The 24,443-nt window shown below is 52.2% G+C and carries 20 protein-coding genes, 1 pseudogene and 2 riboswitches; of the genes and pseudogenes, 12 read left to right on the top strand and 9 right to left on the bottom strand.

Annotated features, from left to right (window positions below; genetic code table 11):
• Nucleotides 1-15 precede the first annotated feature (15 nt).
• From yegQ to yegS, 4 genes are all read left to right on the top strand, one after another.
• Nucleotides 16-1,377 carry a tRNA 5-hydroxyuridine modification protein YegQ gene (gene yegQ / locus L2Y28_RS14140; protein WP_017383261.1) on the top strand — a complete coding sequence of 454 codons (1,362 nt, stop codon included), beginning with the start codon at nt 16-18 and terminating at the stop codon, nt 1,375-1,377.
• Between the two features lie 409 nt (nt 1,378-1,786).
• Nucleotides 1,787-2,752 carry a hypothetical protein gene (locus L2Y28_RS14145; protein WP_022648651.1) on the top strand — a complete coding sequence of 322 codons (966 nt, stop codon included), beginning with the start codon at nt 1,787-1,789 and terminating at the stop codon, nt 2,750-2,752.
• Between the two features lie 7 nt (nt 2,753-2,759).
• Nucleotides 2,760-3,365 carry a hypothetical protein gene (locus L2Y28_RS14150; protein ID WP_022648652.1) on the top strand — a complete coding sequence of 202 codons (606 nt, stop codon included), beginning with the start codon at nt 2,760-2,762 and terminating at the stop codon, nt 3,363-3,365.
• 170 nt (nt 3,366-3,535) lie between these two features.
• Entirely contained in the window at nt 3,536-4,435 is a 900-nt protein-coding gene (yegS, locus tag L2Y28_RS14155) for a lipid kinase YegS (RefSeq protein ID WP_022648653.1), read from the top strand.
• An 88-nt stretch (nt 4,436-4,523) separates the two neighbouring features.
• Here yegS and fbaB read toward each other — a convergent pair whose 3' ends face one another.
• Complete coding sequence (gene fbaB, locus L2Y28_RS14160; protein WP_022648654.1) at nt 4,524-5,576, bottom strand: class I fructose-bisphosphate aldolase; 1,053 nt, start codon at nt 5,574-5,576, stop codon at nt 4,524-4,526.
• A 248-nt stretch (nt 5,577-5,824) separates the two neighbouring features.
• On the opposite strand from fbaB, the gene L2Y28_RS14165 reads away from it, so the two are divergent.
• From L2Y28_RS14165 to L2Y28_RS14175, 3 genes are read left to right on the top strand one after another with little or no spacing between them, the layout of a single operon-like run.
• Nucleotides 5,825-7,102 carry a nucleoside permease gene (locus tag L2Y28_RS14165; protein ID WP_022648655.1) on the top strand — a complete coding sequence of 426 codons (1,278 nt, stop codon included), beginning with the start codon at nt 5,825-5,827 and terminating at the stop codon, nt 7,100-7,102.
• Nucleotides 7,099-8,103, top strand: a complete 1,005-nt coding sequence (locus L2Y28_RS14170) for an ADP-ribosylglycohydrolase family protein (protein WP_022648656.1) — start codon at nt 7,099-7,101, stop codon at nt 8,101-8,103. The genes L2Y28_RS14165 and L2Y28_RS14170 overlap by 4 nt, the downstream gene beginning before the upstream one ends.
• Nucleotides 8,100-9,053 carry a PfkB family carbohydrate kinase gene (locus tag L2Y28_RS14175; protein ID WP_022648657.1) on the top strand — a complete coding sequence of 318 codons (954 nt, stop codon included), beginning with the start codon at nt 8,100-8,102 and terminating at the stop codon, nt 9,051-9,053. Before L2Y28_RS14170 ends, L2Y28_RS14175 begins: the two co-directional genes overlap by 4 nt.
• On the opposite strand, the gene L2Y28_RS14180 is transcribed toward L2Y28_RS14175, so the two are convergent.
• From L2Y28_RS14180 to thiM, 3 genes are read right to left on the bottom strand one after another with little or no spacing between them, the layout of a single operon-like run.
• Nucleotides 9,027-9,773, bottom strand: a complete 747-nt coding sequence (locus L2Y28_RS14180) for a GntR family transcriptional regulator (RefSeq protein ID WP_022648658.1) — start codon at nt 9,771-9,773, stop codon at nt 9,027-9,029. The two genes, L2Y28_RS14175 and L2Y28_RS14180, sit on opposite strands and share 27 nt — an antisense overlap.
• Before the next feature lie 41 nt (nt 9,774-9,814).
• The gene (thiD, locus tag L2Y28_RS14185; RefSeq protein ID WP_022648659.1) at nt 9,815-10,615 is read right to left on the bottom strand and encodes a bifunctional hydroxymethylpyrimidine kinase/phosphomethylpyrimidine kinase; all 801 of its coding nucleotides are present in this window, start codon (nt 10,613-10,615) and stop codon (nt 9,815-9,817) included.
• Nucleotides 10,612-11,382, bottom strand: coding sequence for a hydroxyethylthiazole kinase (thiM, locus tag L2Y28_RS14190; protein ID WP_022648660.1), 771 nt, complete (start codon nt 11,380-11,382; stop codon nt 10,612-10,614). Before thiM ends, thiD begins: the two co-directional genes overlap by 4 nt.
• A 35-nt stretch (nt 11,383-11,417) precedes the next feature.
• Nucleotides 11,418-11,515: riboswitch (TPP riboswitch) on the bottom strand.
• A 331-nt stretch (nt 11,516-11,846) separates the two neighbouring features.
• On the opposite strand from thiM, the gene L2Y28_RS14195 reads away from it, so the two are divergent.
• Nucleotides 11,847-12,653, top strand: a complete 807-nt coding sequence (locus L2Y28_RS14195) for a DUF4225 domain-containing protein (RefSeq protein ID WP_022648661.1) — start codon at nt 11,847-11,849, stop codon at nt 12,651-12,653.
• Here the strand turns inward: L2Y28_RS14195 and L2Y28_RS14200 are convergent.
• Together L2Y28_RS14200 and L2Y28_RS14205 are read right to left on the bottom strand one after the other, a co-directional pair.
• A complete protein-coding gene (locus L2Y28_RS14200; RefSeq protein WP_022648662.1) occupies nt 12,650-12,964 on the bottom strand; it encodes a hypothetical protein in 315 nt (104 codons plus the stop codon). The genes L2Y28_RS14195 and L2Y28_RS14200 overlap by 4 nt on opposite strands.
• Nucleotides 12,965-13,130: 166 nt before the next feature.
• A pseudogene (locus L2Y28_RS14205) lies at nt 13,131-14,369 on the bottom strand (tyrosine-type recombinase/integrase).
• A gap of 66 nt (nt 14,370-14,435) precedes the next feature.
• Nucleotides 14,436-14,532, bottom strand: a riboswitch (TPP riboswitch).
• 681 nt (nt 14,533-15,213) lie between these two features.
• Between L2Y28_RS14205 and L2Y28_RS25530 the strand changes: the two are divergent.
• From L2Y28_RS25530 to L2Y28_RS14225, 4 genes are all read left to right on the top strand, one after another.
• On the top strand, nt 15,214-16,443 hold the full coding sequence (locus tag L2Y28_RS25530) for a YadA-like family protein (RefSeq protein ID WP_022648665.1): 1,230 nt from the start codon (nt 15,214-15,216) through the stop codon (nt 16,441-16,443).
• A 206-nt stretch (nt 16,444-16,649) separates the two neighbouring features.
• Nucleotides 16,650-17,093, top strand: a complete 444-nt coding sequence (locus tag L2Y28_RS14215) for a hypothetical protein (protein ID WP_022648666.1) — start codon at nt 16,650-16,652, stop codon at nt 17,091-17,093.
• A gap of 311 nt (nt 17,094-17,404) precedes the next feature.
• Nucleotides 17,405-18,781, top strand: coding sequence for a diaminobutyrate--2-oxoglutarate transaminase (locus L2Y28_RS14220; protein WP_032622473.1), 1,377 nt, complete (start codon nt 17,405-17,407; stop codon nt 18,779-18,781).
• Between the two features lie 18 nt (nt 18,782-18,799).
• Nucleotides 18,800-20,266, top strand: a complete 1,467-nt coding sequence (locus L2Y28_RS14225; protein ID WP_022648668.1) for an aspartate aminotransferase family protein — start codon at nt 18,800-18,802, stop codon at nt 20,264-20,266.
• Nucleotides 20,267-20,318: 52 nt separating this feature from the next.
• Here the strand turns inward: L2Y28_RS14225 and L2Y28_RS14230 are convergent, their stop codons facing one another.
• The 3 genes from L2Y28_RS14230 to L2Y28_RS14240 are packed head-to-tail and all read right to left on the bottom strand — an operon-like array spanning nt 20,319 to nt 24,087.
• Nucleotides 20,319-22,508 carry a polysaccharide biosynthesis tyrosine autokinase gene (locus L2Y28_RS14230; RefSeq protein WP_022648669.1) on the bottom strand — a complete coding sequence of 730 codons (2,190 nt, stop codon included), beginning with the start codon at nt 22,506-22,508 and terminating at the stop codon, nt 20,319-20,321.
• Nucleotides 22,508-22,957: a phosphotyrosine protein phosphatase gene (locus L2Y28_RS14235; RefSeq protein ID WP_022648670.1), complete on the bottom strand. Its 450-nt coding sequence runs from the start codon at nt 22,955-22,957 to the stop codon at nt 22,508-22,510. Before L2Y28_RS14235 ends, L2Y28_RS14230 begins: the two co-directional genes overlap by 1 nt.
• On the bottom strand, nt 22,957-24,087 hold the full coding sequence (locus L2Y28_RS14240) for a polysaccharide export protein (protein WP_022648671.1): 1,131 nt from the start codon (nt 24,085-24,087) through the stop codon (nt 22,957-22,959). Before L2Y28_RS14240 ends, L2Y28_RS14235 begins: the two co-directional genes overlap by 1 nt.
• Nucleotides 24,088-24,443 lie beyond the last annotated feature (356 nt).

Here is a 24,443-nt window from a genome sequence, read left to right on the forward strand (position 1 = left end):
AGAACGAGAACAAACATGTTTAAACCGGAACTCCTTTCCCCGGCGGGAACGCTGCAAAATATGCGTTACGCTTTCGCCTATGGTGCCGACGCCGTCTACGCGGGCCAGCCGCGCTATTCGCTGCGCGTGCGTAACAACGAATTCAACCACGAGAATCTTCAGCTCGGCATCAACGAAGCGCATGCCCTGGGCAAAAAATTCTACGTGGTGGTGAACATCGCGCCGCACAACGCCAAGCTGAAAACATTCATTCGTGACCTGAAGCCGGTCGTGGAGATGGGGCCGGACGCGCTGATCATGTCGGACCCGGGTTTAATCATGCTGGTTCGGGAGAACTTCCCGGAGATGGACATTCACCTCTCGGTGCAGGCTAACGCCGTCAACTGGGCAACGGTGAAATTCTGGAAGCAGATGGGGCTGACCCGCGTCATTCTGTCTCGCGAGCTGTCTCTCGAAGAGATCGAAGAGATCCGCACCCAGGTGCCGGATATGGAGATCGAAATCTTCGTCCACGGCGCGCTGTGCATGGCCTACTCCGGCCGCTGCCTGCTCTCTGGCTACATCAACAAGCGTGACCCGAACCAGGGCACCTGCACCAACGCCTGCCGCTGGGAATATAACGTTCAGGAAGGCAAAGAGGATGACATCGGTAACATCGTGCATAAACACGAGCCGATCCCGGTCACCAACGTTGAGCCAACGCTGGGTATCGGCGCGCCTACCGACAGCGTGTTTATGATCGAAGAAGCCAAACGTCCGGGTGAGTACATGACCGCCTTCGAAGACGAGCACGGCACCTACATCATGAACTCGAAGGATCTGCGCGCCATCGCGCACGTGGAGCGTTTAACCCAGATGGGCGTGCACTCCCTGAAAATCGAAGGCCGCACCAAGTCCTATTACTACTGCGCTCGTACCGCGCAGGTGTATCGCAAAGCCATCGACGATGCCGCCGCCGGTAAACCGTTCGACACCAGCCTGCTGGAAACGCTGGAAGGCCTGGCGCATCGCGGTTATACCGAAGGTTTCCTGCGTCGACATACCCACGACGACTACCAGAACTACGAGCATGGCTATTCGATTTCCGAACGCCAGCAGTTTGTAGGCGACTTCACCGGCGAGCGTAAAGGCCCGCTGGCCGCCGTCGCCGTAAAAAACAAATTCACTAAAGGCGACAGCCTGGAGCTGATGACGCCGCAGGGCAACATGAACTTCCGCCTGGAGCATCTGGAAAACAAAAAAGGTGAGGCGATTGAGGTCGCACCTGGCGACGGCCATGTGGTCTGGCTGCCGGTTCCTGAAGAAGTAGAGCTGGAGTTTGCGCTGCTGATGCGCAATTTTGAAGGTGAAAATACCCGAAATCCGCACGGCAAATAGTCAATCAACGGGATTTTTTCACGCTGGGATAATTCTTAGAATCGGATCACATACCGCTTCGTTCAATACGGGTATTATCCCCCCGCTGAAAAACATAACCCATAAATGCTAGCTGTACCAGGAACCACCTCCTTAGCCTGCGTAATCTCCCTTACGCGGGCTTATTTTTTTTGTTAACTCCTGAAATTTTTCCCCCTGATAAATATGGCGTTGCATTGACCCGGGAAAGGTTTGTGTCAGCATTAGGCGTGTCATCTAAGCAAGTCGAACGAACAAAGGATCCTAATCACATTTTTAATGGATTTGAGAGGGATGAACACTATTCGGAACATTCCTAATTTTAAGTGTTAACAGGACCTTTACTCTTGATTTATTAACAATCAATGCTTCACACGGACGGAGAGATGAAGTGACATTCACAGGACAACTTTCAAAGGATCTTCCAGATTACGAACTCGCACGCAGTCTTGGTCTTGCCTCTGGCGGCGATATAAATTTCACAGCACTTGCAGGTCAACTGGACTGCAGCAGAAATTTTAGCCAGGCCGGGATTATCTACTCAGACGGTACACGTCAGTGGCTAGTACGGCCATCAAGAAAGATTGCGACACCAAACGAAAGCTCGGTTAGTCATGTAGTCATAACCAAAGTAAATGCCTCACAAGTTAACCCCGTTCACGCAACAACGGCTACGATTCAGTCCCCTTCCCTGGCGACTGAAATTGGTTCAACGGCAATTTCCTGCGGAGCCGCAATTCTTACTGTTGTACTTGCGGCAGGGGCCGGTATGGCTATACCTCTCACTGCAGGGTCTTCCGGTGCTATAGCCGCTGTGATTTTAGCCGGTGGTGTAGCAACTGGAATTCAATGTGCAAATGGGCTTGGCCGACTATCGTTGATTGCTATGAATCACGATGACTACGTTGCGTGGATGGACTCCCAGGAGTGGTATACAGCAACCAACACAGCCCTGGATGCGATTTCTCTTGCCGGGGCTGCTGCGGGTTTAAAAAGCGCTGCATTAACATATCGCCTTCTTAACCGTTCATCGTCTGAGAGTTTGCTCTCCTTATTACAAAAAATGAGCCGGGCCGACCGTACGCGATTAACAGAGGAGATTATTCGTATCCGCAATCCCGGCATCTCGAATTCAGGTGTAAAAGCAGCAATGAAGGCAGGCGTGTATCCCAAACGTTATCCGTCAGAAGCGTTGCAGTTGCTCTTACAGCGTGAGTTGCTGAATACCATTTCAAATTCTTCAGCCTTCGTTGGAAGTGCCATCTCAGGAAATATCAGAAATCCACAGAATGTTGCACAAACGGGTAAATACATTTTTGGTTTAATTCAGTCTTTTTCATTTACAGGAAGTTATTGACCCGTCCATGATGAAATACATTAAAGATAGCCTTGCATTAAGTGCTTTGGTTAAAAGTAAAATGGCGACCGATGATCCCAACCAGCTTGAAACATTAAAAGAACAGTTAAAAGATCGGTTCGGCGTTCCTGTGGGCGTCCATATGACAGGAATTCCTTTGGCAGTGAGCACGTTACTGGCTATTTTTTGCTACGCCATGCTGCAAGTGTCCCTCTGGTTGTTGCTGTTTCGCTGGCTCGGCTTACCCGAATTTAAGGTTATGATGGGAGTATTCATTGCAGCGATTGTGTATTGTCTGGTAGTGATGAGCACGATGTTTCTGACTACACGAGGTTCTTTACCTGGATATAAACTGCATATTTTCGTCATTATGCTGACAGGCATAATGAGCATCATTTATTTCATCTGGACGGGGATTTCGCTTTTATTCGGCCCTGTTGAGAACTACACACCGCAAATAACCTCTTTGCTGGGGCTGGGATGTTTCTTTTTGAACATTATGTGGATGAATTCATCGATTTTTTACCGCTCCATTGCGCTAACGCTACATAATCGGGTCTGGCGTAAGCAGCTCAAAATCGAGGCAAGGCCAATGTCACACCTCAAACGTTGACCACAATAGTCAATTGAGCGGCAGTAGTATGCACTGTAAGCGCTACGGGGTTCTTTAGTCGATTTCAAAGCCCTTACGCGGGCTTATTTTTTGCCTTTCATCCTGTTCTTACCCGCTTTTTCCCTCTCTGGGATACACTCTTTCTATAGCTAAAAAAGGGAGCAACCCGGATGGCAACCTATCCAGACAGTTTATTAATTCTTAACGGCAAGAGTGCAGGCAACGATCTGCTGCGCCAGGCGATTACCGAATTGCGTGAAGACGGAGCATGCATACACGTGCGGGTAACGTTTGAAAAAGGCGATGCGGCGCGCTACATCGACGAGGGCATCAGCTTAGGTGTTCAGACCATCATTTCCGGCGGCGGCGACGGAACGATCAACGAGATCGCCGGTGCGCTCATTGACCTCAACGCCGCAGCTCGCCCGGCGATGGGGATTTTACCGCTCGGTACCGCCAACGATTTTGCCACCAGCGCCGGTATTCCGGAGGATGTAGGCAAAGCGCTACAGCTGGCCATTCTCGGTAAGGCTACCGCCGTCGATATTGCTCAGGTGAATGAAAGAACCTGCTTTATCAATATGGCGACCGGCGGGTTCGGCACGCGCATTACCAGCGAAACGCCGGAAAAACTGAAGGCCGCGCTGGGCGGCGTTTCGTATCTCATCCATGGTCTGATGCGTATGGACACGCTCAGGCCCGACAGCTGTGAGATCCAAGGTGAAAACTTCCACTGGCAGGGCGACGCGCTGGTGATTGGTATCGGCAACGGGCGGCAGGCGGGGGGCGGTCAGCAGCTTTGCCCGGAAGCATTGATCAACGACGGTCAATTACAGCTGCGTATTTTTACCGGCGACGGGCTGCTGCCTGCGCTGTTTACGACGCTGACGCAGCCAGAGGAGAGCCCCAATATCATCGACGGCACATCCGCGTGGTTTGAGGTGATCGCCCCACACGGCATGACCTTTAACCTCGACGGAGAGCCGCTCAGCGGCGAGCGATTCCGCATTGAGGTGTTGCCCGGGGCGTTGCAGTGCCGGTTGCCGCCGGACTGTCAGCTTTTGCGCTGATGTGTTGCCGGGTGGCGGCCCTCTTCCCGTATGCACTGAACAGTCCCCTCTCCCCGTTGGGGAGAGGGTTAGGGTGAGGGGAAAAGACTTAAGCGATCGTGACCTTACTGTCCAGATAGACGTCCTGAACCGCATTAATCAGCTTCACACCGTCGGCCATGGACTTTTTAAACGCCTTACGACCAAGGATCAGCCCCATGCCGCCAGCGCGTTTGTTAATCACCGCCGTGCGCACCGCGTCGGTCAGATCGGTTTCACCGCCTGCCGCACCGCCGGAGTTAATCAGCCCGGCGCGGCCCATATAGCAGTTCGCCAGCTGGTAGCGCACCAGATCGATCGGGTTGTCGCTGGTCAGCTTGCTGTAGACGCGGTCGTCGGTATAGCCAAAGTTCACCGCTTTATAGCCGCCGTTATTCTCGGCCATTTTCTGCTTCACGATGTCCGCGCCGATGGTCGCCGCAAGGTGGTTTGCCTGACCGGTCAGATCCGCAGACACGTGGTAATCCACACCGTCTTTTTTGAACGAGCCGTTACGCAGATAGGCCCATAGCACGGTTACCATGCCCAGCTCGTGGGCGCGCTCGAACGCCGCGGAGATCTCTTCTATCTGACGACGCGACTGTTCAGAGCCGAAATAGATGGTTGCCCCGACCGCCACCGCACCCATATTGAACGCCTGCTCGACGCTGGCGTAGAGCGTCTGGTCGTATTCGGTTGGGTAGCTCAGGGTTTCGTTGTGGTTCAGCTTAACGAGGAACGGAATGCGGTGGGCATAGCGACGCGACACGGAGGCCAGCACGCCGTAGGTGGAGGCCACGCAGTTACAGCCCGCCTCAATCGCCAGCTCGACGATATTTTTCGGATCAAAATAGAGCGGGTTCGCGGCAAACGATGCCCCCGCAGAGTGTTCAACGCCCTGGTCAACGGGCAGAATAGAGAGGTACCCGGTTCCGCCCAGGCGGCCGGTATTATAAAGCGTCTGCATGTTTCGCAGTACGGCAGGAGGACGGTTATTGTCGACCATGACGCGGTCTACGTAATCATGGCCAGGCAGATAAAGCTGGTCGGCTGGAATGGTCATACAACGATGCTGTAAAAGGCTGTCGGCGTCTTTGCCAAGCAGCTGCGCAATATCAGTCATAGTGATGCTCCCGTATGTCCGACATGATGTCGGAGCGTGTGATCCAAGCCCACGTTTTTGCAGGCAGACTAAGCCTGGTACCGACTTAACCTATTTTCCACCATTTGCAACTTTTTTAAGCACAATCTGCTGGCTCGTTTCATGTACAACATTTTTGTTACACTGATCAAACAATCGCCTTAAAGGTATTTAAAAGGTATTATCACATGGTATGTTACATGCGTACCTCTGACATGCAGGATTAAAAAATGAAAACGAAAGTCCAACTGTCATTCATGATGTTTGTTGAATGGTTTATCTGGGGCGCGTGGTTTGTGCCGCTGTGGCTGTGGCTGAGCAAGAGCGGGTTTACCGCCGGGGAAATTGGCTGGTCCTATGCCTGTACCGCTATTGCCGCGATCCTCTCTCCTATCCTGGTCGGCTCGCTGACCGACCGTTTCTTCGCCGCCCAGAAAGTGCTGGCCGTGCTGATGTTCGCTGGCGCGATTCTGATGTATTTCGCAGCACAGCAAACCCAGTTCAGCACCTTCTTCCCGCTGTTACTGGCCTACTCCCTGACCTATATGCCGACCATCGCGCTGACGAACAGCATCGCTTTTGCGAACGTCGATGACGTGGAGGCTGATTTCCCGCGCATCCGCGTGATGGGCACCATCGGCTGGATTGCCTCCGGCCTGGCGTGCGGCTTCCTGCCGCAGATGATGGGCTATAGCGACATCTCTGACACCAATATCCCGCTGCTGATGACCGCTGCCAGCTCCCTTCTGCTCGGCGTCTTCGCACTTTTCCTGCCGAATACCCCGCCGAAGAGCACCGGCAAGCTGGATATCAAAGTGATGCTGGGGCTGGATGCGCTGATCCTGCTGCGCGATAAAAACTTCCTGGTGTTCTTCTTCTGCTCATTCCTGTTCGCCATGCCGCTGGCTTTCTACTACATCTTTGCCAACGGCTATCTCACCGAAGTGGGGATGAAAAACGCCACCGGCTGGATGACCCTCGGCCAGTTCTCTGAAATCTTCTTCATGCTCGCTCTGCCGTTCTTTACCAAACGCTTTGGTATTAAGAAGGTCTTGCTGCTGGGCCTGATCACCGCCGCCATTCGCTACGGCTTCTTTGTTTACGGCGGCGCCGAACAATACTTCACCTACGCCCTGTTGTTCCTCGGCATTCTGCTGCACGGCGTAAGCTATGACTTCTATTACGTCACCGCGTACATCTACGTGGATAAAAAAGCGCCCGTGCATATGCGCAACGCAGCGCAGGGCTTGATCACGCTGTGCTGTCAGGGCTTTGGTAGCCTGCTGGGTTACCGTCTCGGCGGCGTGATGATGGAAAAAATGTTCGCCTATAAAGAGCCGGTGAATGGGCTGACCTTCAACTGGGCCGGAATGTGGACGTTTGGTGCAATCATGATTGTAGTGATTGCCGTGCTGTTTATGCTGTTTTTCCGCGAATCGGATAAAGAGATCACCGCAATTGAGGTGGTTGATGGCGATACCGCGCTGACACGAGGGGAAGTTAAATGAAACAAGACCGTATTCTCGGTGCTCTTTACGGGCAGGCGTTAGGGGATGCGATGGGGATGCCGTCTGAACTGTGGCCGCGCAAGCGGGTGAAAGCGCACTTCGGCTGGATTGACCGTTTCTTACCCGGCCCGGCTGAGAATAATGCTGCCTGCTACTTTAATCAGGCCGAATTTACGGATGATACGTCGATGGCGCTGTGCCTGGCCGACGCGATTATCGAATGCGACGGGGAAATTAATCCTGACGTTATCGGTAAGCATATTCTGGACTGGGCGCTGGATTTTGACGCGTTCAATAAGAATGTGCTCGGCCCAACCTCCAAAATTGCCCTGAACGCCATCCGTGACGGCAAGCCGGTGAGCGAGCTGGAAAATAACGGCGTCACCAACGGGGCGGCGATGCGCGCCTCCCCGCTGGGATGCCTGCTACCGGCCACGCGTCTGGCACATTTTGTTGAACAGGTTGCGTTAGCCTCCAGCCCGACCCATAAATCGGATCTCGCCATCGCCGGTGCGGTGGTGATCGCGTGGGCGGTTTCACGCGCTATCGACGGCGAGCGCTGGCAGAACATCGCCGATGCCCTGCCGGGTATTGCCCGTGCGGCACAGGAGGCGAACACCACCACCTTCAGCGCATCGCTTTCCGCTCGTATTGAGCTGGCCCTGAAAACCGTGCGCGAAGCCAACGGTACGGAGACCGCCAGCGAGCAGATCTATCAGCTTATTGGCGCGGGCACGAGCACACTGGAGTCCGTTCCGGCGGCGATTGCGATGGTCGAACTCGCGGGCACCGATCCGAACCGCTGCGCGGTGTTATGCGCTAACCTGGGCGGTGATACGGACACTATCGGCGCGATGGCAACGGCCATCTGTGGCGCGCTGCACGGTGTACAGGCCATTGATCCGGCGCTTAAAAGCGAACTTGATGCCGTAAACCAGCTTGATTTCGGACGCTACTGCGAAAAACTGCTGCACTTCCGGGAGCAAAGGGAGGGCGTATGAGTGCTTTTGCCCGCCGTCTCGAAACCCTTCACGCTACGCGCCCCGTAACGGTGCTCGGCGCGGCGGTCATCGACGTGATTGCCGACGCCTACGCCCTGCCCTGGCGCGGGTGTGATATCGAGCTTAAGCAACAGGGAGTGAATATTGGCGGCTGCGCGCTGAATATCGCCATCGCCCTCAAGCGGCTCGGCATTGCAGCGCAAAACGCGCTTCCCGTTGGCCACGGCGTGTGGGCCGATATTATCCGTAATGCCATGGCGAAGCAGGATCTGCACAGCGCCGTGGAAGCGGAAACGGGCGATAACGGCTGGTGCCTGGCGCTGGTGGAGCCTGATGGTGAACGGACCTTCATGTCGTTTAGCGGTGTGGAGAATCAGTGGCAGCAACGCTGGCTGGATGGGTTGAGCGTGCCGGAGAAAAGCCTGATCTATTTGTCCGGCTACCAGCTGGCGTCGCCCAGCGGCGAGCTGCTGACGGCCTGGGTGGAACGTCTTCAGGATGTGACGCTCTTTATCGATTTCGGTCCGCGCATCGCGGATATTCCCGACCCGCTGATGGCGCGGATTATGGCCCGTAAACCGGTTGTCTCGCTCAATCGGCAGGAGGCGGAACTTGCCGCCGAATGGCTTGGCGTGAACGTGGAACAGCTCGGCACTCAGTGGCAGCAACGGTTTGGCGCTGCGCTAATCGTACGCCATGATAAAGACGGGGCGGTCTGGTACAACGCTGACGCTTCCGGACACGTTCCGGCGTTTCCTGCTACCGTCGTCGATACCATCGGTGCCGGTGACAGCCATGCGGGAGGTACCCTTGCCGGGCTGGCTGCGGGATGGTCACTGCCAGAGTCGGTGCAGCTTGGCAATGCCGTGGCCGCCTGGGTAGTCAGCCATCGCGGTGGAGACTGCGCCCCCACGCGCGAGGCCCTACTCCTCGCACACAAAGACGTATAGGTCGCTGCGGCAGTAGCTGATGCTGTACTCAATTGGCCGCTGCTGTTGATCGAGCGCGACTTGCTTGATCACCAGCACCGGTATCTTATCGTCCATCTTGATATGCGCCTGAAACTCGCTGTCCGGCATCCGGGCGCTGACGCGGGAACGGGTGCGCTGCGGAAAGATATTCTGGCTGCGGAAGTAATCATAAAGCGAGACGCCAATGTCGTCCGGGTTGGGAATTAATCCTACCGGTACCCAGGACTCCTCTATCGATACCGCATCGTCATCCACGTAACGGATGCGCTTAAGCAAAAACACATCGCTTTCCGGCGCAAGGGAAAGATGGCGGGCGATCTCTTCCGGGCACTTCACGATGCGTTTATTGACCCACAGGGTGTTGGGCGTTTTGCCACGCAGCACCACCTGCTGAGAAAAGCCGCGCGCCTCTTTCAGCGAATATTCAAAGATATTGTTGATTTGCGTCCCGTATCCACGCGCGCGGGTAACGACGCCAGCCTCTTCCAGCGCCTGCATGGCTTTACGCACCGTAATACGCGACACTCCGGCCAGCTGGCTCAGATCGCGCTCGCCGGGCAAAATATTACCGTGCGCGAGCACACCGCTGCGCACCGCGTTCTTGACCGTTTCGGCAAATTTCAGATACAGCGGCGTGTTGTCCGGTGCGGCAATTCGTTCCTTGAGTTGAGCAATTAACCGGGTATGCGCTTGTTCCATCTCTGTTTTTCTCTGGCATGAGTTTCATGCCAGTATACGGCTTACCACCATGCATGAAAATGGTGAACCGGACCAATACCGTGACCCACTTCCAGAGAATCGGCTTTTGCCAGCGCGCCCGAGAGCCAGACCTTCGCCTCCTGCACCGTATCCGCCCATGCGGCGTGACGAGGACGCAGCGCCGCCAGCGCCGCCGAGAGCGTACAGCCCGTGCCGTGGGTGTTTTTGGTCTGGACACGTGGCGCGGTGAAACGTTGCGTGCCATCGTGGGTGAAAAGCCAGTCCGGGCTTTCTGCATCATCAAGATGGCCGCCTTTCATCAGCACCGCGCGACACCCCATCGCCAGCAGCGCATTCCCCTGCTCTTTCATCTCACGTTCGTTTTGCGCGTGTGGCGCATCCAGCAGCGCGGCGGCTTCAGGCAGGTTTGGCGTGATCAGCGCAACCTGCGGCAGCAGCTTTTTACGCAGGGTGTCGACAGCCGAGGCGGAGAGCAGCGGATCGCCGCTTTTGGCCAGCATCACGGTATCAAGCACCACGTTTTTTATCTGGTAGTGTTTGAGACGTTCAGCGACCGCTTCAACAATGTCCGCCTCTGCCAGCATGCCGATCTTGGTGGTGTCGATACGTACGTCGCTGAATACCGAATCCAGCTGCGCGGCGACAAAATCCGGGTCAATGCGATACACCGACTGTACGCCGCGCGTGTTTTGCGCAACCAGCGCGGTGATAACCGAGCACCCGTATGCGCCGAGCGCAGAGAAAGTTTTCAGGTCTGCCTGGATCCCCGCTCCGCCGCTGGGATCGGTACCCGCAATAGTCAGGGCATTAATGCGCGTCATACCTGTTCCTCCAGCGCGTAAAGCGCGTCCAGAAACGCGGAGACAAAGCTGCCGGGCCCCCGGCTTTGAGTCAGGGCAACTGACCCTGCGCGCTTCATAAAGCCGCAGGCTGCCGCCGCGTTATCAAGCCTGTCGCCAGGCAGCGAGCAGCAGGCGGCGACGACCGCCGAGAGCGCACAGCCAGTTCCTACCACGCGGGTCATCAGCGGGTCGCCGCCCGCGACCGTACGGGTTCGCTGGCCGTCGGTGATGTGATCCACTTCCCCTGTGACGACTACAACGGCGTGGGTCTGGCGGGCAAGCACCTGCGCAGCGGTCAACGCGCTCGCTGCCGTATCGGTGGAATCGACCCCACGTCCGCCCGCACTCATTCCGGCAAGGGCGAGGATTTCGGAGGCGTTGCCACGAATGGCCGCAGGTTTAAGGGATAATATTTGCTGGCAAAAACGGGTGCGGAACGCCAGCGCGCCAACCGCGACGGGGTCCAGAACCCAGGGTGTGCCCGCGGCTACCGCGCTCTCAATAGCCCGACGCATCGACTGGGCGCGCGGCGCGGTGAGCGTGCCAACGTTGACGAGCAGGGCATCGGCAAGCGCGGCAAACTGTTCCGCTTCCTCGGCTTCGATCACCATTGCCGGGGAAGCACCGAGCGCGAGCAGAACGTTGGCGGTGAAGGTCTGCACGACATCGTTGGTCATACAGTGCGTGAGCGGGGAACGGGTTCGGAATTGATGTAAAACGTGTGAGTCGAGCAGGTCAGGCTGCATGGTTTCGCTCCTGCCGTGCGGAAAGAAGCGATGACCGGGTAGGCATCTGACTTCCCTACGCTGGCATTATCCAGATCAGGTAATACGGGTATTTCTCAGCCTTCAACGAAGAAGGGCACCCCGAGTCAAATAAAACAAAATCAAAATCTTGCGATTAATGCTCCTCATTAATCCCTGGTCAGGATAGTAATGCCAGCGGGAAGACTTGTAAACGGCGAAAGCGGCCCTTTAGAGCCGTGAGTGACAGGATGAGTGACAGTTTGTGTGACACAAGTATCCATCCCTTTCTTAGACTCAAGCCGTCTCGAGTATAAGAATATGCAGGTACACTGAGGATCGCAGGAAGTGCAGCCCCGGTATTACTGACTAATGCTATTTGCCACTATTACGGAATACCGGTTTAAGGTACAAAAAAGCCGGGATGCACGTAAAATGACCAGACACATTTTGGGAAGGAGTCTTCAATGGATATCGCGCTGCTCGACAGGGGCTGGAACAGAACATGGTCAGATACAATGGTGAATCTGGAAGCCCGTAAACTCGTCGAAACAGCAAACCGGCTGTCAGCATTCTATTTGCAAAATGGTCTTACACGTATCAAGTTTGTCGAAGAGATAAGGCAGGTCGTAGAGAAAGAATTTGAAACTGCACGACGGGCCAAAACCGATGAAGAATGCATTGCATGCATCAAAAATCTGCGTGCCGAAAGAGATAATCTACAAGAACAAGAACGCCTGTTAAGAACCAGAGCCGCGCAACTTTATGCAAAGGTCGAGTTTGTCAGGGAAAATAACAAGATAGTCGGGTATGTGATTTCGGCTGTGAATGTGGTGCTTTCAGGGATGGTTTTCTACGGCGGAATGATCATGATCTCGACGATGACCCCTATTGGAGTCCTCGCTGGTGCACTCTTAGTTGCAGATGGCGCTAACGGTATAACTAAAGAAGTGAATAAATTTTTATCTGAAGGACAATCTAACTCTGAAGGTGTGGTCGCTGACAAAGTGATTAATATTGCTCAGTTTATGGGGTTTAAGGCTGAATCTGGTCTGGCTTTTTATAACACTCTAACACTAAGCGCAAACATCTACAGCATTGTTGGATTAGCGCGAAAAGCAGGTGCCTGGCGATTGTTCCGTTGGCTTCCCCACGATTACTACCGTCAAGTCAACACAATGAGCCGCCCCAAGTTAACTATGAAAATAGTAGGCTACGGTATCAAGGCTAAGGTTATTTTTGACCTGCTTTCCACCGAATCACCGAATCATTAGCCCCTGTATTTTCTCCAGAACCGCCAGGATTTGTAAGAAAGGACTGGCGGTTGAACAAAAACAGCAATCAGCATTGCTATGAATAAACCGATCCCGGTTGATATGACGTATTCTATTTCATTTGAAATAATTACCCAGATAAACATTGCTGTGAAAGCGCAAAAGATCCAAAGAACTATCCTGAATCGATTAGCTAGATCCTGAATCGCCTCTCCCAACGTGCCGCCATAGCTTTCAACGTTGTTTTTTATCTTCTGTACATCAGACTGAGTAAAGCCAGAACGTAGTAAGGCGTCTTCTGTAACATCCATATTATCTCTCAGCATTTCTTAACTGGCGATGGTATACACAATCATACTGATGAACTTTACAGCAATCCAGCCGAAACTTTGCGGCAGACTCTACCGCCCTTTCCTTAGTCCTGGTAATACCAAGACGTTACAACCAAGCCAAACCATCTATCACGTAACAAACTGATCATAACGGAAAGGTGTGCAAATAGCGTCTGGTAATACCAGGCCGCTCTTCTCATGACCGACCATCTGTTGCAGATGTGCCAAGTTACCCACCCAGCCAGCTAAACAGGTTGAAATCATGGTGTGCCGGACACTGTGAACTAGCCGCCGCTGTCCATAATCATCACGGTACGGAATACCAAGCTGATCGCGGACGTCGGCTAAAATTTTGCCGATCTTCGGCATATTCTTGCCAGACACAGGCGAGAAAATCTTCTCTTTCCATTGATGATTTACAAAATCGAGGAACCCCACTCGATCAGTTTGGGATGGATCGGCACCTGCCTTGTAACGTTCTCGGTTTTACCCTGTCCTCCTTCAGCGATCAGGAGATAGTGCCGCTGGCTAACTTCATCAAATTTGATTTGTGATTTCTCCAGCTTGACGATCTCCCTTCTTCTTGCTCCCGTGTACGCCAACAGCAAGGTGATCCACTTCTGCCACCCGTCAGGCTGCTTGAGCGCCCACCCTACAAACTTTCTCATTTCCGCTGCACTGTAAGCTCCAAACCTCGCTTTCGACGGTACGGCGACTACTCCATCTGTCGGAGACTTCTCCAGAATATCTTTATTATCAGTCAGGAAGGTTTTGAAGAGCGATTTATAAATCTTCAAATGCTTGTGGATAGACTCAGCGACAACCAAATCTTCAGGCGGGACATCATCACACTCGATCAGTTGCTGAACAGTCATTGACCGATAAGGCTGCACTACACGCTTAGGCAAGTTTTCAACAACTTCCATAAAGCGCTCATTGGCCTGTGAAATTGCCTTCATCCAGTTTTGGGCTTTCTCTTTTTTGTACATATTCCAAGCGCCAGCCAGTGTTAACACATCCTTTGACTGTGCTTCTGTTTGTTCTTCCTCATCTTCTGAAGGCGCAACAACCTCGCGGTATTCCTGGACAACTATCGGCTGAAGAGTGCGACGTTCTTCACTGAGAAATTGGTGCGCCAGCCATTGTTCATTCTGCTGCTTCAGGCTAGTGCCATACTCGGAAAGACGCTTACCGAAGTGATCCGGTTGGATGGTTCCACGTTGAACCAGTGGAATTACAGGAGAAGCAAAAGACATGAGCAACTGCGCCTGGGTGTGGCTGTCAGTCTCTAACGACTTACGGAAAAACTTATTATCAGGCAGGCGAAAACGAACGTAATAAACCCGTTACGTTTAATGGTGTAGCGTATGGTCTGGTGTCCCATTTCGTGAGCCTCGATGTGATCGGCTAAACAAAACGGTTCGAAAATCGCAGATAAGTCTTTGATTTTATCTTGGATAATTGCCAGGACTAAGCTGGCATTATCCAGATCAGGTAATACGGGTATTTCTCAGCCTTCACAAGGAAGGGCACCCCGAGTCAAATCATTTATAAAACAAAAGTTTAAACAATACTTTGTTATTTAGTGTACCCGTGGTTGAGCCTGCTGACAACCATTTTCCCTTTATCTCACTGCCTCAGAAGGTACAGACGGGTTCAGGTTACATAAAAATGAGAAATTCTATTGTTCGTTTTCCGGTATTATTTGTACTGAATAAATAACTAACATTGAATTCACATTACAAATATCTTTATTTAATGTCTACATTGGAAATCTTACGGAAGAATATCTTGCCCTTTATTTAAATACACCCACTCGATAATGTTTACTTTCAGCTTTAAAGGTTGTGATTTTCATTTGAAAACCCCCGTGTAAACCTTAATTTCCATCACTTAAATAAAACCCGCATAAGTGTTAAAATAAAATCTCATAAAAATCATAAGGTTAAATTAAGACAATTCACAAGCGCATCACAACAACTTGATTTTAAAGAAGAAACAATGCAAGAGCATTATTTCTCATCATTCTTATCATTAATAAGAAACATGATCAAAATCAATATTTCTCGTCGCGAAATATCTATAGTTTCGCTCCGTTACCAACATAAATATTAAATACAACTATAAAATTCGACACACTTAAACTTACCCATTCAGCTCTGCTTAAACAAACGTTAGCAATATCGCTAGCGTATATTTTATCTGCCAAACACTGTGAGTCATTTCAAATGAAACCTGTTAGTAAAACCGTCATCGCTGTCGCTATTATCGGTGCTCTTTTTGCTGGTTCAATGAACGTAGCTAAAGCTGCTGATGTAAATGTAAATCTTAACGATAATGTTACCAATTCAGGTACTTTTATTCAGGTTCAAGGGACTAACAACACCGCATATAACCTTGATAACATCAAGGCTAGCAACACTCAACAAGACGGACAAATCTATAATCTGCAAGGGGATGTTGAGAAGGCAAACATTGCTATCAATAATGCACAAGATACTGCTAACACTGCTGTAAATAAAGCTGATGCTGCTCAAGCTGGTGTTAATGCTAATGCACAATTTAACTCTACTTTGAATCAGAAAGTAGATGATAACAAAGCTGATCAGATCTCCACCGACAACAAACAAAATATTTTGATTAATGACATTAAAAACAAAGCAGACACTGCTTTACAAGGTGTTGTTAACAATGGTTCCGATATTAAATCATTGCAAGATGAAAGCGCGTTACAAGGTTCTGTATTGATTAACCATGATCAACGGATCACCGCTTTAGAGAACCAAACACCACCTAAAGACGGTGTTAATGGTAAAGATGGTGTTGACGGTAAAGACGGGGCAACGGGTGCTACAGGCGCTGCAGGTGCAACTGGTGCGCAAGGTTTAAAAGGTGATACAGGCGCACAAGGAATAGCTGGGAAAGATGGTGCTCCAGGTGTTAAGGGTGAGAAAGGAGATAAAGGAGATTCCATCAAAGGTGATAAGGGCGACACTGGCGCTAAAGGTGATAAAGGGGATGCAGGTAAAGCTGGCTCTAACGGAATCACAACTACCATCACTAAGAAAGAAGTTGATACTAAAACTATCAATCTGGTTAAGTCACTCAATACCCAAACTACAGCACAAGCTAAAGATCTGAAAGCTGCTCAACAAGTGTTCGCACAAGCGCAAGTTAACACTAACTCTCAATTCAAGAGCCTGAAAGATGAAGTTGATAGCAATAAGAAAGAAGCCCGTTCAGGTGCTGCTAGCGCTGTAGCTATCGCCTCTATGCCTCAAGTAGAGAAAGAACAGGCTGTCATGTTCTCTGCTGGTGTAGGTAGCTTTAAAGACGAGCAAGCTGTTAGTGTGGGTGCATCCTTCCACGTTGGTAGCAACACCATCGTTAAAGCTGGCGTAAGCGATTCTACAAATAATGATCTTGCTATGGGCGCAGGCATCGGGATTGGCTTTTAAGAAAAACACGTAACTCGACTACATTCATAATAGAGGAAGCTTTTCAGGGCGACAGTACTTCGCTGATGGAAAGTATGATGATGGCCAATAACATGCTCAAACACATTTTTATTTCAGCTGCCCTGTATCTATTGCTTATTTCGGTCGGGGTCTGGATCGGCATTATGTACGTTTCTTATTATTTGTGTCGTTTTTAAGGTGATAAAATGAAAAAATCAATGATGCTAGTGTTAAGCGCTGCCGTACTTGCTGGGTGTATTTCGCCTGCACACGCCATTAGCGCACACTATCGTGCTCAGTTAGAGCGCTCGGGATGCACGCAAATTAGCGCTGGCGATGGATCTTGCGATATCAGCAAAACCAAAGCGGAAAACGCGGCACAACACGAACCAACGGCATCCGTTCACGATCCCCTTCGCGAAGCCTCGTTCTCGTCGGATACGGTTAACGCTACCCTTTCTAACGGCTTTTTTAGCGCTACCGTGAACGGCAAAAAAGCCAGCGTTAAACGTCTGAATGCGAATTTCTATGAGATCCATGGTAACGGTTTTGTGATATCGATTAGCCTGGATGAAAACGGTATTACGGATGCGTCATGGAATAAAACAAAGGGACGTGAACACGGCGTTTTACGCGTTACCCAAAAATAAACAGTCTAAGGAGGCTCTCAGCCTCCTTTTAGCCTGCCAGGCGCACAATTTGCCACACTCTTTCATCTGATTTTACAATGCTGACAATCCATATATAAGCCACTGTTTTTATTGAGAATAAACTGCATATTTTTGCCGGAAAATGAGGTTATCCCCTCCCCTGTGCCCTGTGTCACAAAACAGTAAACAAATTAACCATTGAGCCCGGTGACAAAAGGCTCTATATTGGCGGCGTTTTTTTCAGGCCCCATCTGTTTTTTAACTTTTTATTCAATCGTTGCTCATAACGAAGCGGCGGTTGTAGGAGTGATATGATGACGGATAAAGTCCGTATTGACACCGTAGATGCCCACAAAAGCAACGAAACCTATCTGGCCCGTCAGGCCGAGTTTGAATCTAACGTCAGGAGTTATCCGCGCAAACTGCCTTTAGCGATCACGAAAGCAGAAGGCGTGTGGATCACCGATGCAGATAATAAAGAATACCTTGACTGTTTAGCAGGCGCAGGCACCCTCGCGCTTGGCCACAATCATCCTGATGTGCTGCAAAGCATCCAAAATGTCATTACCAGCGGCTTGCCGTTACATACCCTGGATCTGACTACGCCGTTGAAGGACGCGTTTTCAGAATACCTCCTCTCTCTGTTGCCTGGTCAGGGCAAAGAGTACTGCCTGCAATTCACTGGCCCGTCCGGGGCTGACGCCGTTGAAGCGGCGCTGAAGCTGGCGAAAAAAGTAACCGGTCGCAGCGGTATCATCAGTTTCTCTGGTGGTTACCACGGTATGACCCACGGTGCACTGTCCGTCACCGGTAACCTGTCTCCGAAAGAAGCGGTTGACGGTATGATGCCAGAAGTCCAGTTCATGCCTTACCCACACGAGTACCGCTGCCCACTGGGTATCGGTGGTGAAGCGGGCGTGAAGGCGCTGACCTACTACTTCGATAACCTGATCAACGACGTTGAAAGCGGCGTGCGTAAACCTGCCGCGGTGATCCTGGAAGCTGTTCAGGGCGAAGGCGGCGTGAACCCGGCTCCGGCTGAGTGGTTGCAGCGCATCCGTAAAGTGACTCAGGAACACGGCATTCTGCTGATCCTCGACGAAGTTCAGGCTGGCTTTGCCCGTACCGGTAAATTCTTTGCCTTCGAACACGCAGGCATTGAGCCTGACATCATCGTGATGTCCAAAGCAGTTGGCGGCGGTCTGCCACTGGCTGTGCTCGGTATCAAGAAGCAGTTCGATGCGTGGGCGCCTGGTCACCACACCGGTACCTTCCGCGGCAACCAGCTGGCGATGGCAACCGGTCTGACAACGCTGAAGATCCTGAAAGACCAGAATATCGCGGGCAAAGTTGCCGCACAGGGCGAATGGCTGAAAGGCCAGCTGAAAGAGATGGCGAAACGCTATCCGGTTATCGGCCACGTTCGCGGTCTGGGCATGATGATCGGTATTGAAATCGTTAAGCCACATGAAGCCGCCGACCACATGGGTTGCTTCCCGGGCGATGGCGAGCTGTCTGCACTGATCCAGAAGAAGTGCTTCGAAGCAGGCCTGATTCTGGAGCGTGGCGGCCGTAACGGTATCGTTCTGCGTCTGCTGCCGTCACTGCTGATCAGCGATGACGAGCTGAAAGTCTTCCTGGATAAATTCGAGCAGGCACTGCTTGCTGCGGGCGTTCGCCCGGCGTAACCGGAGTTGTTGATTACGATGTCTGATTCTAACCCAATTTTGTTCTCCTCTGCCCAGAGCATTGAAGCTTACCAGCAGGCGATTGAACAAAGCACTCAGGCTGTGATGCAGTGGCTGAAACAACCTGAGATGTACCAGGGCAAAACGGTCGCGGAGCTGCGCGACCGTATTAAGCTGGATTTCAACCCGAAAGGGCTGGGCAACGAAGCGGCGATTGAACGCGCCGTGGAGTTCTTCCTGAAAGACAGTTTGTCCGTTCATCACCCGCAGTGCGTGGCGCACCTGCACTGCCCAAGCCTGGTGGTTAGCCAGGCGGCGGAAGTGCTGATTAACGCCACCAACCAGAGTATGGACTCCTGGGATCAAAGCCCGTCCGCAACCATTATTGAGATCAAGCTGATCGAATGGCTGCGTACCCGCGTGGGTTATCAGGCTGGCGACGCAGGCGTCTTCACCAGCGGCGGCACCCAGAGTAACCTGATGGGCCTGATGCTGGCGCGTGATGCGTTCTTCGCGCGTCAGGGCCACTCGGTACAGCAGGACGGTCTGGTGGGCGATCTGCGCAAAATTCGCGTGCTGTGCTCTGAAAACGCCCACTTCTCCGTGCAGAAAAACATGGCGCTGATGGGTCTGGGCTACCAGTCCGTGGTGCAGGTGAAAACTGATGAATTCTCCCGCATGGATCTCACCGATCTGGCGGCGAAAATCGAACAGTGCAACGCGAACGGCGAACAGATCCTGGCGATTGTGGCCACGGCCGGCACGACGGATGCGGGTGCTATCGATCCGCTGCGTGCCATTGCCGAGCTGGCTGCGAAACAGAATATCTGGGTACACGTTGATGCGGCCTGGGGCGGCGCGCTGCTGATGTCTGAGCAGTATCGTCACTACCTGGACGGCATCGAGCTGGTGGATTCCGTGACGCTGGACTTCCACAAGCAGTTCTTCCAGACCATCAGCTGCGGTGCCTTCTTGCTGAAAGAAGCACGTCATTATGAGCTGATGCGCTATCAGGCGGCTTACCTGAACTCTGAGTTCGATGAAGAAGCGGGCGTGCCTAACCTGGTTTCCAAATCTCTGCAAACCACCCGTCGTTTCGACGCGCTGAAACTGTGGATGAGCCTGGAAGCGCTGGGTCAGGAGCAATATGCGGCAATTATCGATCACGGCGTGACGCTGGCACAGCAGGTTGCGGCTTACGTAAAAGAGCAGTCTGCTCTGGAACTGGTTATGCAACCCCAGCTGGCAAGCGTGCTGTTCCGCTTCCGTCCGCAGACCCAGATGGCTGACGCCGGTATCGCCCTGCTGAACCAGAAAATTGGCGATGCGCTGCTGGAATCCGGCCGCGCAAACGTCGGGGTGACCGAGCATAACGGCGTCACCTGCCTGAAGCTGACCCTGCTGAACCCAACCGTGACGCTGGAGGACGTTAAAGTCCTGCTGTCTCTGGTTGAGCGTACCGCGCAGGAAGTGATGGCGAAGTAATGCTTTTCCCTCTCCCATCCGGGAGAGGGTTTATTATCCCGTCCTGACGCCCCTATCCTTTTTTCCTCGAAGCATAACCGTAGTCATACTGGCTGTACCCCGAGCTGTAAAACAGCGCTGCGGATTTAACAATATCGTTGAGGATTGTGCCGCTGACCTTCACGCCAACGTGCTGTAGACGTTTAACGGTATTCTCCATCTCTTTCACGCTGGTTTTATCGTAACGGGCAACCATTAGCGTTGTTCCGGCTGCTCTGGCAACCAGCGCAGCATCATTGACGGCAAGAACTGGGGGTGTATCGATGATGACAATGTCATAGTGCTCGTTAACCCAGGACATGATGTCAATGAACCGTTCGCTTAACAGCATTTCTAACGGACGCAGGGGTTCCGGGCCGCAGGTGATGACGTCAATTCCCCCTTTTTCAGCATGCTGAATGACCTCCCCAAAGTCGCGCTTCCCTTCCAGCAGGCAGGATAATCCGTGGCGGTTCTCCAGGCCAAAAATATTATGCACATAACCCTGGCGCATATCCGCATCAATAAACAGCGCCCGCTGACCGCTCTGCCCGGCAATGGCCGCCAGGTTCGTCGCCACCAGTGTTTTTCCGCAGTCCTGCGTGGGGCCAGAAATCATCACAATGCGATTCTCAGCCTCCATCATGGTGAAATGCAGACTGGTTCGCAGCCCGCGTACCGCTTCAACAAACATATCAGCAGGGCGATCGACTGGCAGGAAAGGCACATCCGAGGTTTTGTGTGTCCAGCGACGAGAAAACGGATTTTTTCTGCGCAAATGCGTTTTACTCCACAGCCACTGTGAACGTGGTAACGTCGCCAGAACCGGCATCCCCTGCGCTTCCAGCTGTTCGGAAAGCGTGATCCCACGTTTGAACGCTTGACGTACCAGTACGGTCCCCATTGAAAGGATGAGCCCGAACAGCGCGCCAAGCGCAATGATTAGCGCTTTTCGCGGTTTTATCGGATCCGGGAGTGTAACCGCCTCATCAATGATCCTCACGTTCCCGACAGCGCTGGAGCGGGAAATATTCAGCTCCTGCTGACGCGTCAAAAGCTGTAAATAAATCGTGCGGCCCGACTCAACATCGCGGCTCAGGCGTAAAATCTCCTGCTGCGTGGAGGGCATCGAGGACACACGGTTATTAAGACGATCCCGTTCCCGCACAAGGGTTTGTCTTTTTTCATGCAATGCACGGTAGGTAGGGTGACTCTTTTTAAAGAGCTGGGAAATTTCTGCCTCCCGGAACGTCAGCTCATTTAGCTGATTCTCAACGTTCACAACCTGATCCAGGACGGATTTTGCCTCTAAAGACAGATCCACAGAGTCGCGCTGCGCCCGGTAGGCATTCAGCCGCGCTTCAGCCTGATCCAGGTCCGCTCTGATTTTCGGTAACTGCTCCTGTAAAAAATCCAGACTACGCGAATCCTGAGCCTCCTGGCGCGTGATATTTTGCTGAAGATAATTTTCAGCAATCGCATTCAGCACCCGGGCGATTTTGTCAGGATCTTCACCCGTCAGGGTTAAGGTCACAATACCGCTCTGTTTCTCCGATTCCACGACCGTCAGACGCTTCTTCAGCGTGTTGATCGTCTCCAGGCGCGTCAACGACTTAAGCGAAAACTGTGTGCCTGGCGTCGCCTCAATCGAGGTCACCCGCAGCACGATCCCTTGCGTAACCAGCGTTTTACCAACCTGGCCGTCTGCCTCAATGTTTTCGCCCGTCAGGTGATACCTTCCCGCTTCCTGTACGGTCAGCGTGAGTTCTTGCGCTTTGCCCTCCACCTGCGGGATCTGGAGTTCGCCTAACGTTATGTTGCCCTGGCCACGCCCTTGCAGACGCTGCCAGAGACGCCCCACCACAGGCAAAACGCGCTGCTTTGCCTGATACGTCAGATCTAATTTGTCGACGGTCTCGCCGAGGATCATGCGAGATTTCAACAGTAAAATTTCAGGGGCAACATCCGGCGAAATATCGGTGCCCAGCTGGCTCAAGCCTTTGAGCAGGCCGTTATCCTGTTTGCTTTCTATTTGCACCATAGCATCCGCCTGATAAACAGGTGGCGTAACCCAGGCATAGAGGCCCGCGCATAAAGTGAAAAGGAAAGTCACGCACAATATCATCGTGCGGTGGTCGATCATTTCGCCGAGCAAACGAACGAGATCGATTTCATTTTGTTCGGGTGCCCCTGCACCATAATTGTCTGTTGTGTAAGACGACATTAATGCTTTATTCCTTTCTGTCCTAAACGACGTGCCCATTCCTGGCTGGCTTTACCCAATAGCCCGAACACATATTCAAACGCTTCACGGCTTTTACGATAGGGGTCTGGGATATCCTGCGGCTCCAGCCACTGCCCAAAAAGCAGCGACTTCCCCCTGTTTTCCGGTGCCATGGCTGCAATGAAGCGAAGATGTTCCGGCTCCATAACCAGGATGAGATCGGATCCCTGCATCAGCCTGCGTGTCAGCCTGCGCGCCACATGGCCGTCGAGGGAGATCCCATGCCGCCAGGCCACGTCCTGGGCGCACTCATCCGCCGGATACCCCTCAAGGCCGAGTATTCCCGCCGAGGTGATGTGTCTGTCGGGCAAGTGCTGGCGCAAAAGCCGTTCTCCAATCGGAGAACGGCAGACATTTCCGGTACATACCACGAGTATTGATTCGAACATTATTGCGGCCACGATCTGATATAACGAACCGTTTCGGTGAGGTCATGCACCCCGCTGATTGTCGGAACAAGCTGTGTTATTACGCGATTCCAGCGGGAGAGTGGAGCAGTGGTGACATAGACAATGTCGTAAGGCTCAAGCTGAAACTCGGTGCCCAGCACCATGGCCGAAGCGTCTTTTGCATTCAGTTGATAGATATTCGCAATTTTCCCGGACTCGCGTACCGAGCGGATAACAAAAATACCCGTCGCATCAGCCATATTCTGGTCCAGGCCACCGGCATTGCCGAGCGCTTCGGCCAACGTCATGCCGCTGCGATCCATCTTCAGCGTGCTCTGTTTAACAACTTCGCCCATCACGAATACTTTCAGCGCATCGTTGCGGGGAATAAACAAGATGTCGCCAGGGTTGAGCAGCTTATTCTGGGTTAAATCGCCATGCTGCATCAGGGCATAAAGGGAAATTCGGGAATCCTGACCGTTGTGAGTCAGCACCACGTTCCGCCAGTCCGCATCAGCAGTAAGCCCACCTGCGGCATTAACGGCATCCATAACCGTCAGCGGAATGTTGGTGATGGCCTGCTGGCCAGATTTCGCCACTTCTCCCGTAACGTAGGCTTTTTGCGAACGGAAAGCGGCAACGCTGACGTCGACCTGAGGGCTTTCAATGACGTTATCCAGCCGCGCGGTGATCTCCTCGCGCACTCTGGAAACCGTTTTTCCCGCCACGTGCAGTTTACCCACGTAAGGATAAAAGAGCGTGCCATCGGCATTGACCCAGTTTCCCGTATCGCTTGCGCTACGATACTGTCCCGCGGGCGTAGTCAGCTCCGGGTGATCCCAGACGGTGACCGTCAGGATGTCACCGATTCCAATACGGTATTCCCAGTTTTTGACCTGCTCATCAAGATTAGGATTTGCCTGAGATTTAGCTGCTGCGGGACGTAGTTTCTCAATTAATCCGGGCGTAAGTGGATAAATTTCGATTTGTTTATCTAAACTATTATTGAGATCAGCCGGCGCAATTATTTTTTTGCCTGCGGAACTTAACGTTTGGCCGGGAGAAATTACGCACCCCGCCAACTGACTTATTGCTAAGAATATTACAGATAATGCTGTTGTGTTTTTCATTTATATATACTTATCATCCCTGCTCGTAGCGAACGCCCGACGGGGCGCAGCCCTGCGCTAACCCACGCTTGAAATAAGTTTCTTTTCAAGGGAATACTAAAACGTAATGTAAAAGTGAAGACACGAATTGCCCGATCTGTGACGGGCAATTAATTAAAATATAATCTTCCTGAAAATCTTACTGCCTGTGGCAAAAAAAAGCACGATCTACAGTTTATAAAATTATGGCAACAATGTATTTTCAGAATTAATTCAGCAAAACGATAGTTACAATGAATTATTCCCGTCAGCACGCATTCATATCAAAAATACTCACAACCGCTGGCACTACACAAAACCGTTCACTTTTGTTACAT

This window comes from Enterobacter sp. JH25 (assembly GCF_021725435.1).
Classification (GTDB): domain Bacteria; phylum Pseudomonadota; class Gammaproteobacteria; order Enterobacterales; family Enterobacteriaceae; genus Enterobacter; species Enterobacter intestinihominis.

Bases quoted from the DNA above. Each gene is read 5' to 3' on its own strand.
- L2Y28_RS14170 (WP_022648656.1), top strand. From the start codon at position 7,099: ATGAAACAAGACCGTATTCTCGGTGCTCTTTACGGGCAGGCGTTAGGG.
- L2Y28_RS14180 (WP_022648658.1), bottom strand. From the start codon at position 9,773: ATGGAACAAGCGCATACCCGGTTAATTGCTCAACTCAAGGAACGAATT.
- fbaB (WP_022648654.1), bottom strand. From the start codon at position 5,576: ATGACTGATATTGCGCAGCTGCTTGGCAAAGACGCCGACAGCCTTTTA.
- L2Y28_RS14215 (WP_022648666.1), top strand. From the start codon at position 16,650: ATGAAAAAATCAATGATGCTAGTGTTAAGCGCTGCCGTACTTGCTGGG.
- L2Y28_RS14150 (WP_022648652.1), top strand. From the start codon at position 2,760: ATGATGAAATACATTAAAGATAGCCTTGCATTAAGTGCTTTGGTTAAA.
- L2Y28_RS14220 (WP_032622473.1), top strand. From the start codon at position 17,405: ATGATGACGGATAAAGTCCGTATTGACACCGTAGATGCCCACAAAAGC.
- L2Y28_RS14165 (WP_022648655.1), top strand. From the start codon at position 5,825: ATGAAAACGAAAGTCCAACTGTCATTCATGATGTTTGTTGAATGGTTT.
- L2Y28_RS14240 (WP_022648671.1), bottom strand. From the start codon at position 24,087: ATGAAAAACACAACAGCATTATCTGTAATATTCTTAGCAATAAGTCAG.
- L2Y28_RS14175 (WP_022648657.1), top strand. From the start codon at position 8,100: ATGAGTGCTTTTGCCCGCCGTCTCGAAACCCTTCACGCTACGCGCCCC.
- yegS (WP_022648653.1), top strand. From the start codon at position 3,536: ATGGCAACCTATCCAGACAGTTTATTAATTCTTAACGGCAAGAGTGCA.
- L2Y28_RS14235 (WP_022648670.1), bottom strand. From the start codon at position 22,957: ATGTTCGAATCAATACTCGTGGTATGTACCGGAAATGTCTGCCGTTCT.
- thiD (WP_022648659.1), bottom strand. From the start codon at position 10,615: ATGACGCGCATTAATGCCCTGACTATTGCGGGTACCGATCCCAGCGGC.
- L2Y28_RS25530 (WP_022648665.1), top strand. From the start codon at position 15,214: ATGAAACCTGTTAGTAAAACCGTCATCGCTGTCGCTATTATCGGTGCT.
- L2Y28_RS14195 (WP_022648661.1), top strand. From the start codon at position 11,847: ATGGATATCGCGCTGCTCGACAGGGGCTGGAACAGAACATGGTCAGAT.
- thiM (WP_022648660.1), bottom strand. From the start codon at position 11,382: ATGCAGCCTGACCTGCTCGACTCACACGTTTTACATCAATTCCGAACC.
- L2Y28_RS14225 (WP_022648668.1), top strand. From the start codon at position 18,800: ATGTCTGATTCTAACCCAATTTTGTTCTCCTCTGCCCAGAGCATTGAA.
- L2Y28_RS14230 (WP_022648669.1), bottom strand. From the start codon at position 22,508: ATGTCGTCTTACACAACAGACAATTATGGTGCAGGGGCACCCGAACAA.
- yegQ (WP_017383261.1), top strand. From the start codon at position 16: ATGTTTAAACCGGAACTCCTTTCCCCGGCGGGAACGCTGCAAAATATG.
- L2Y28_RS14200 (WP_022648662.1), bottom strand. From the start codon at position 12,964: ATGGATGTTACAGAAGACGCCTTACTACGTTCTGGCTTTACTCAGTCT.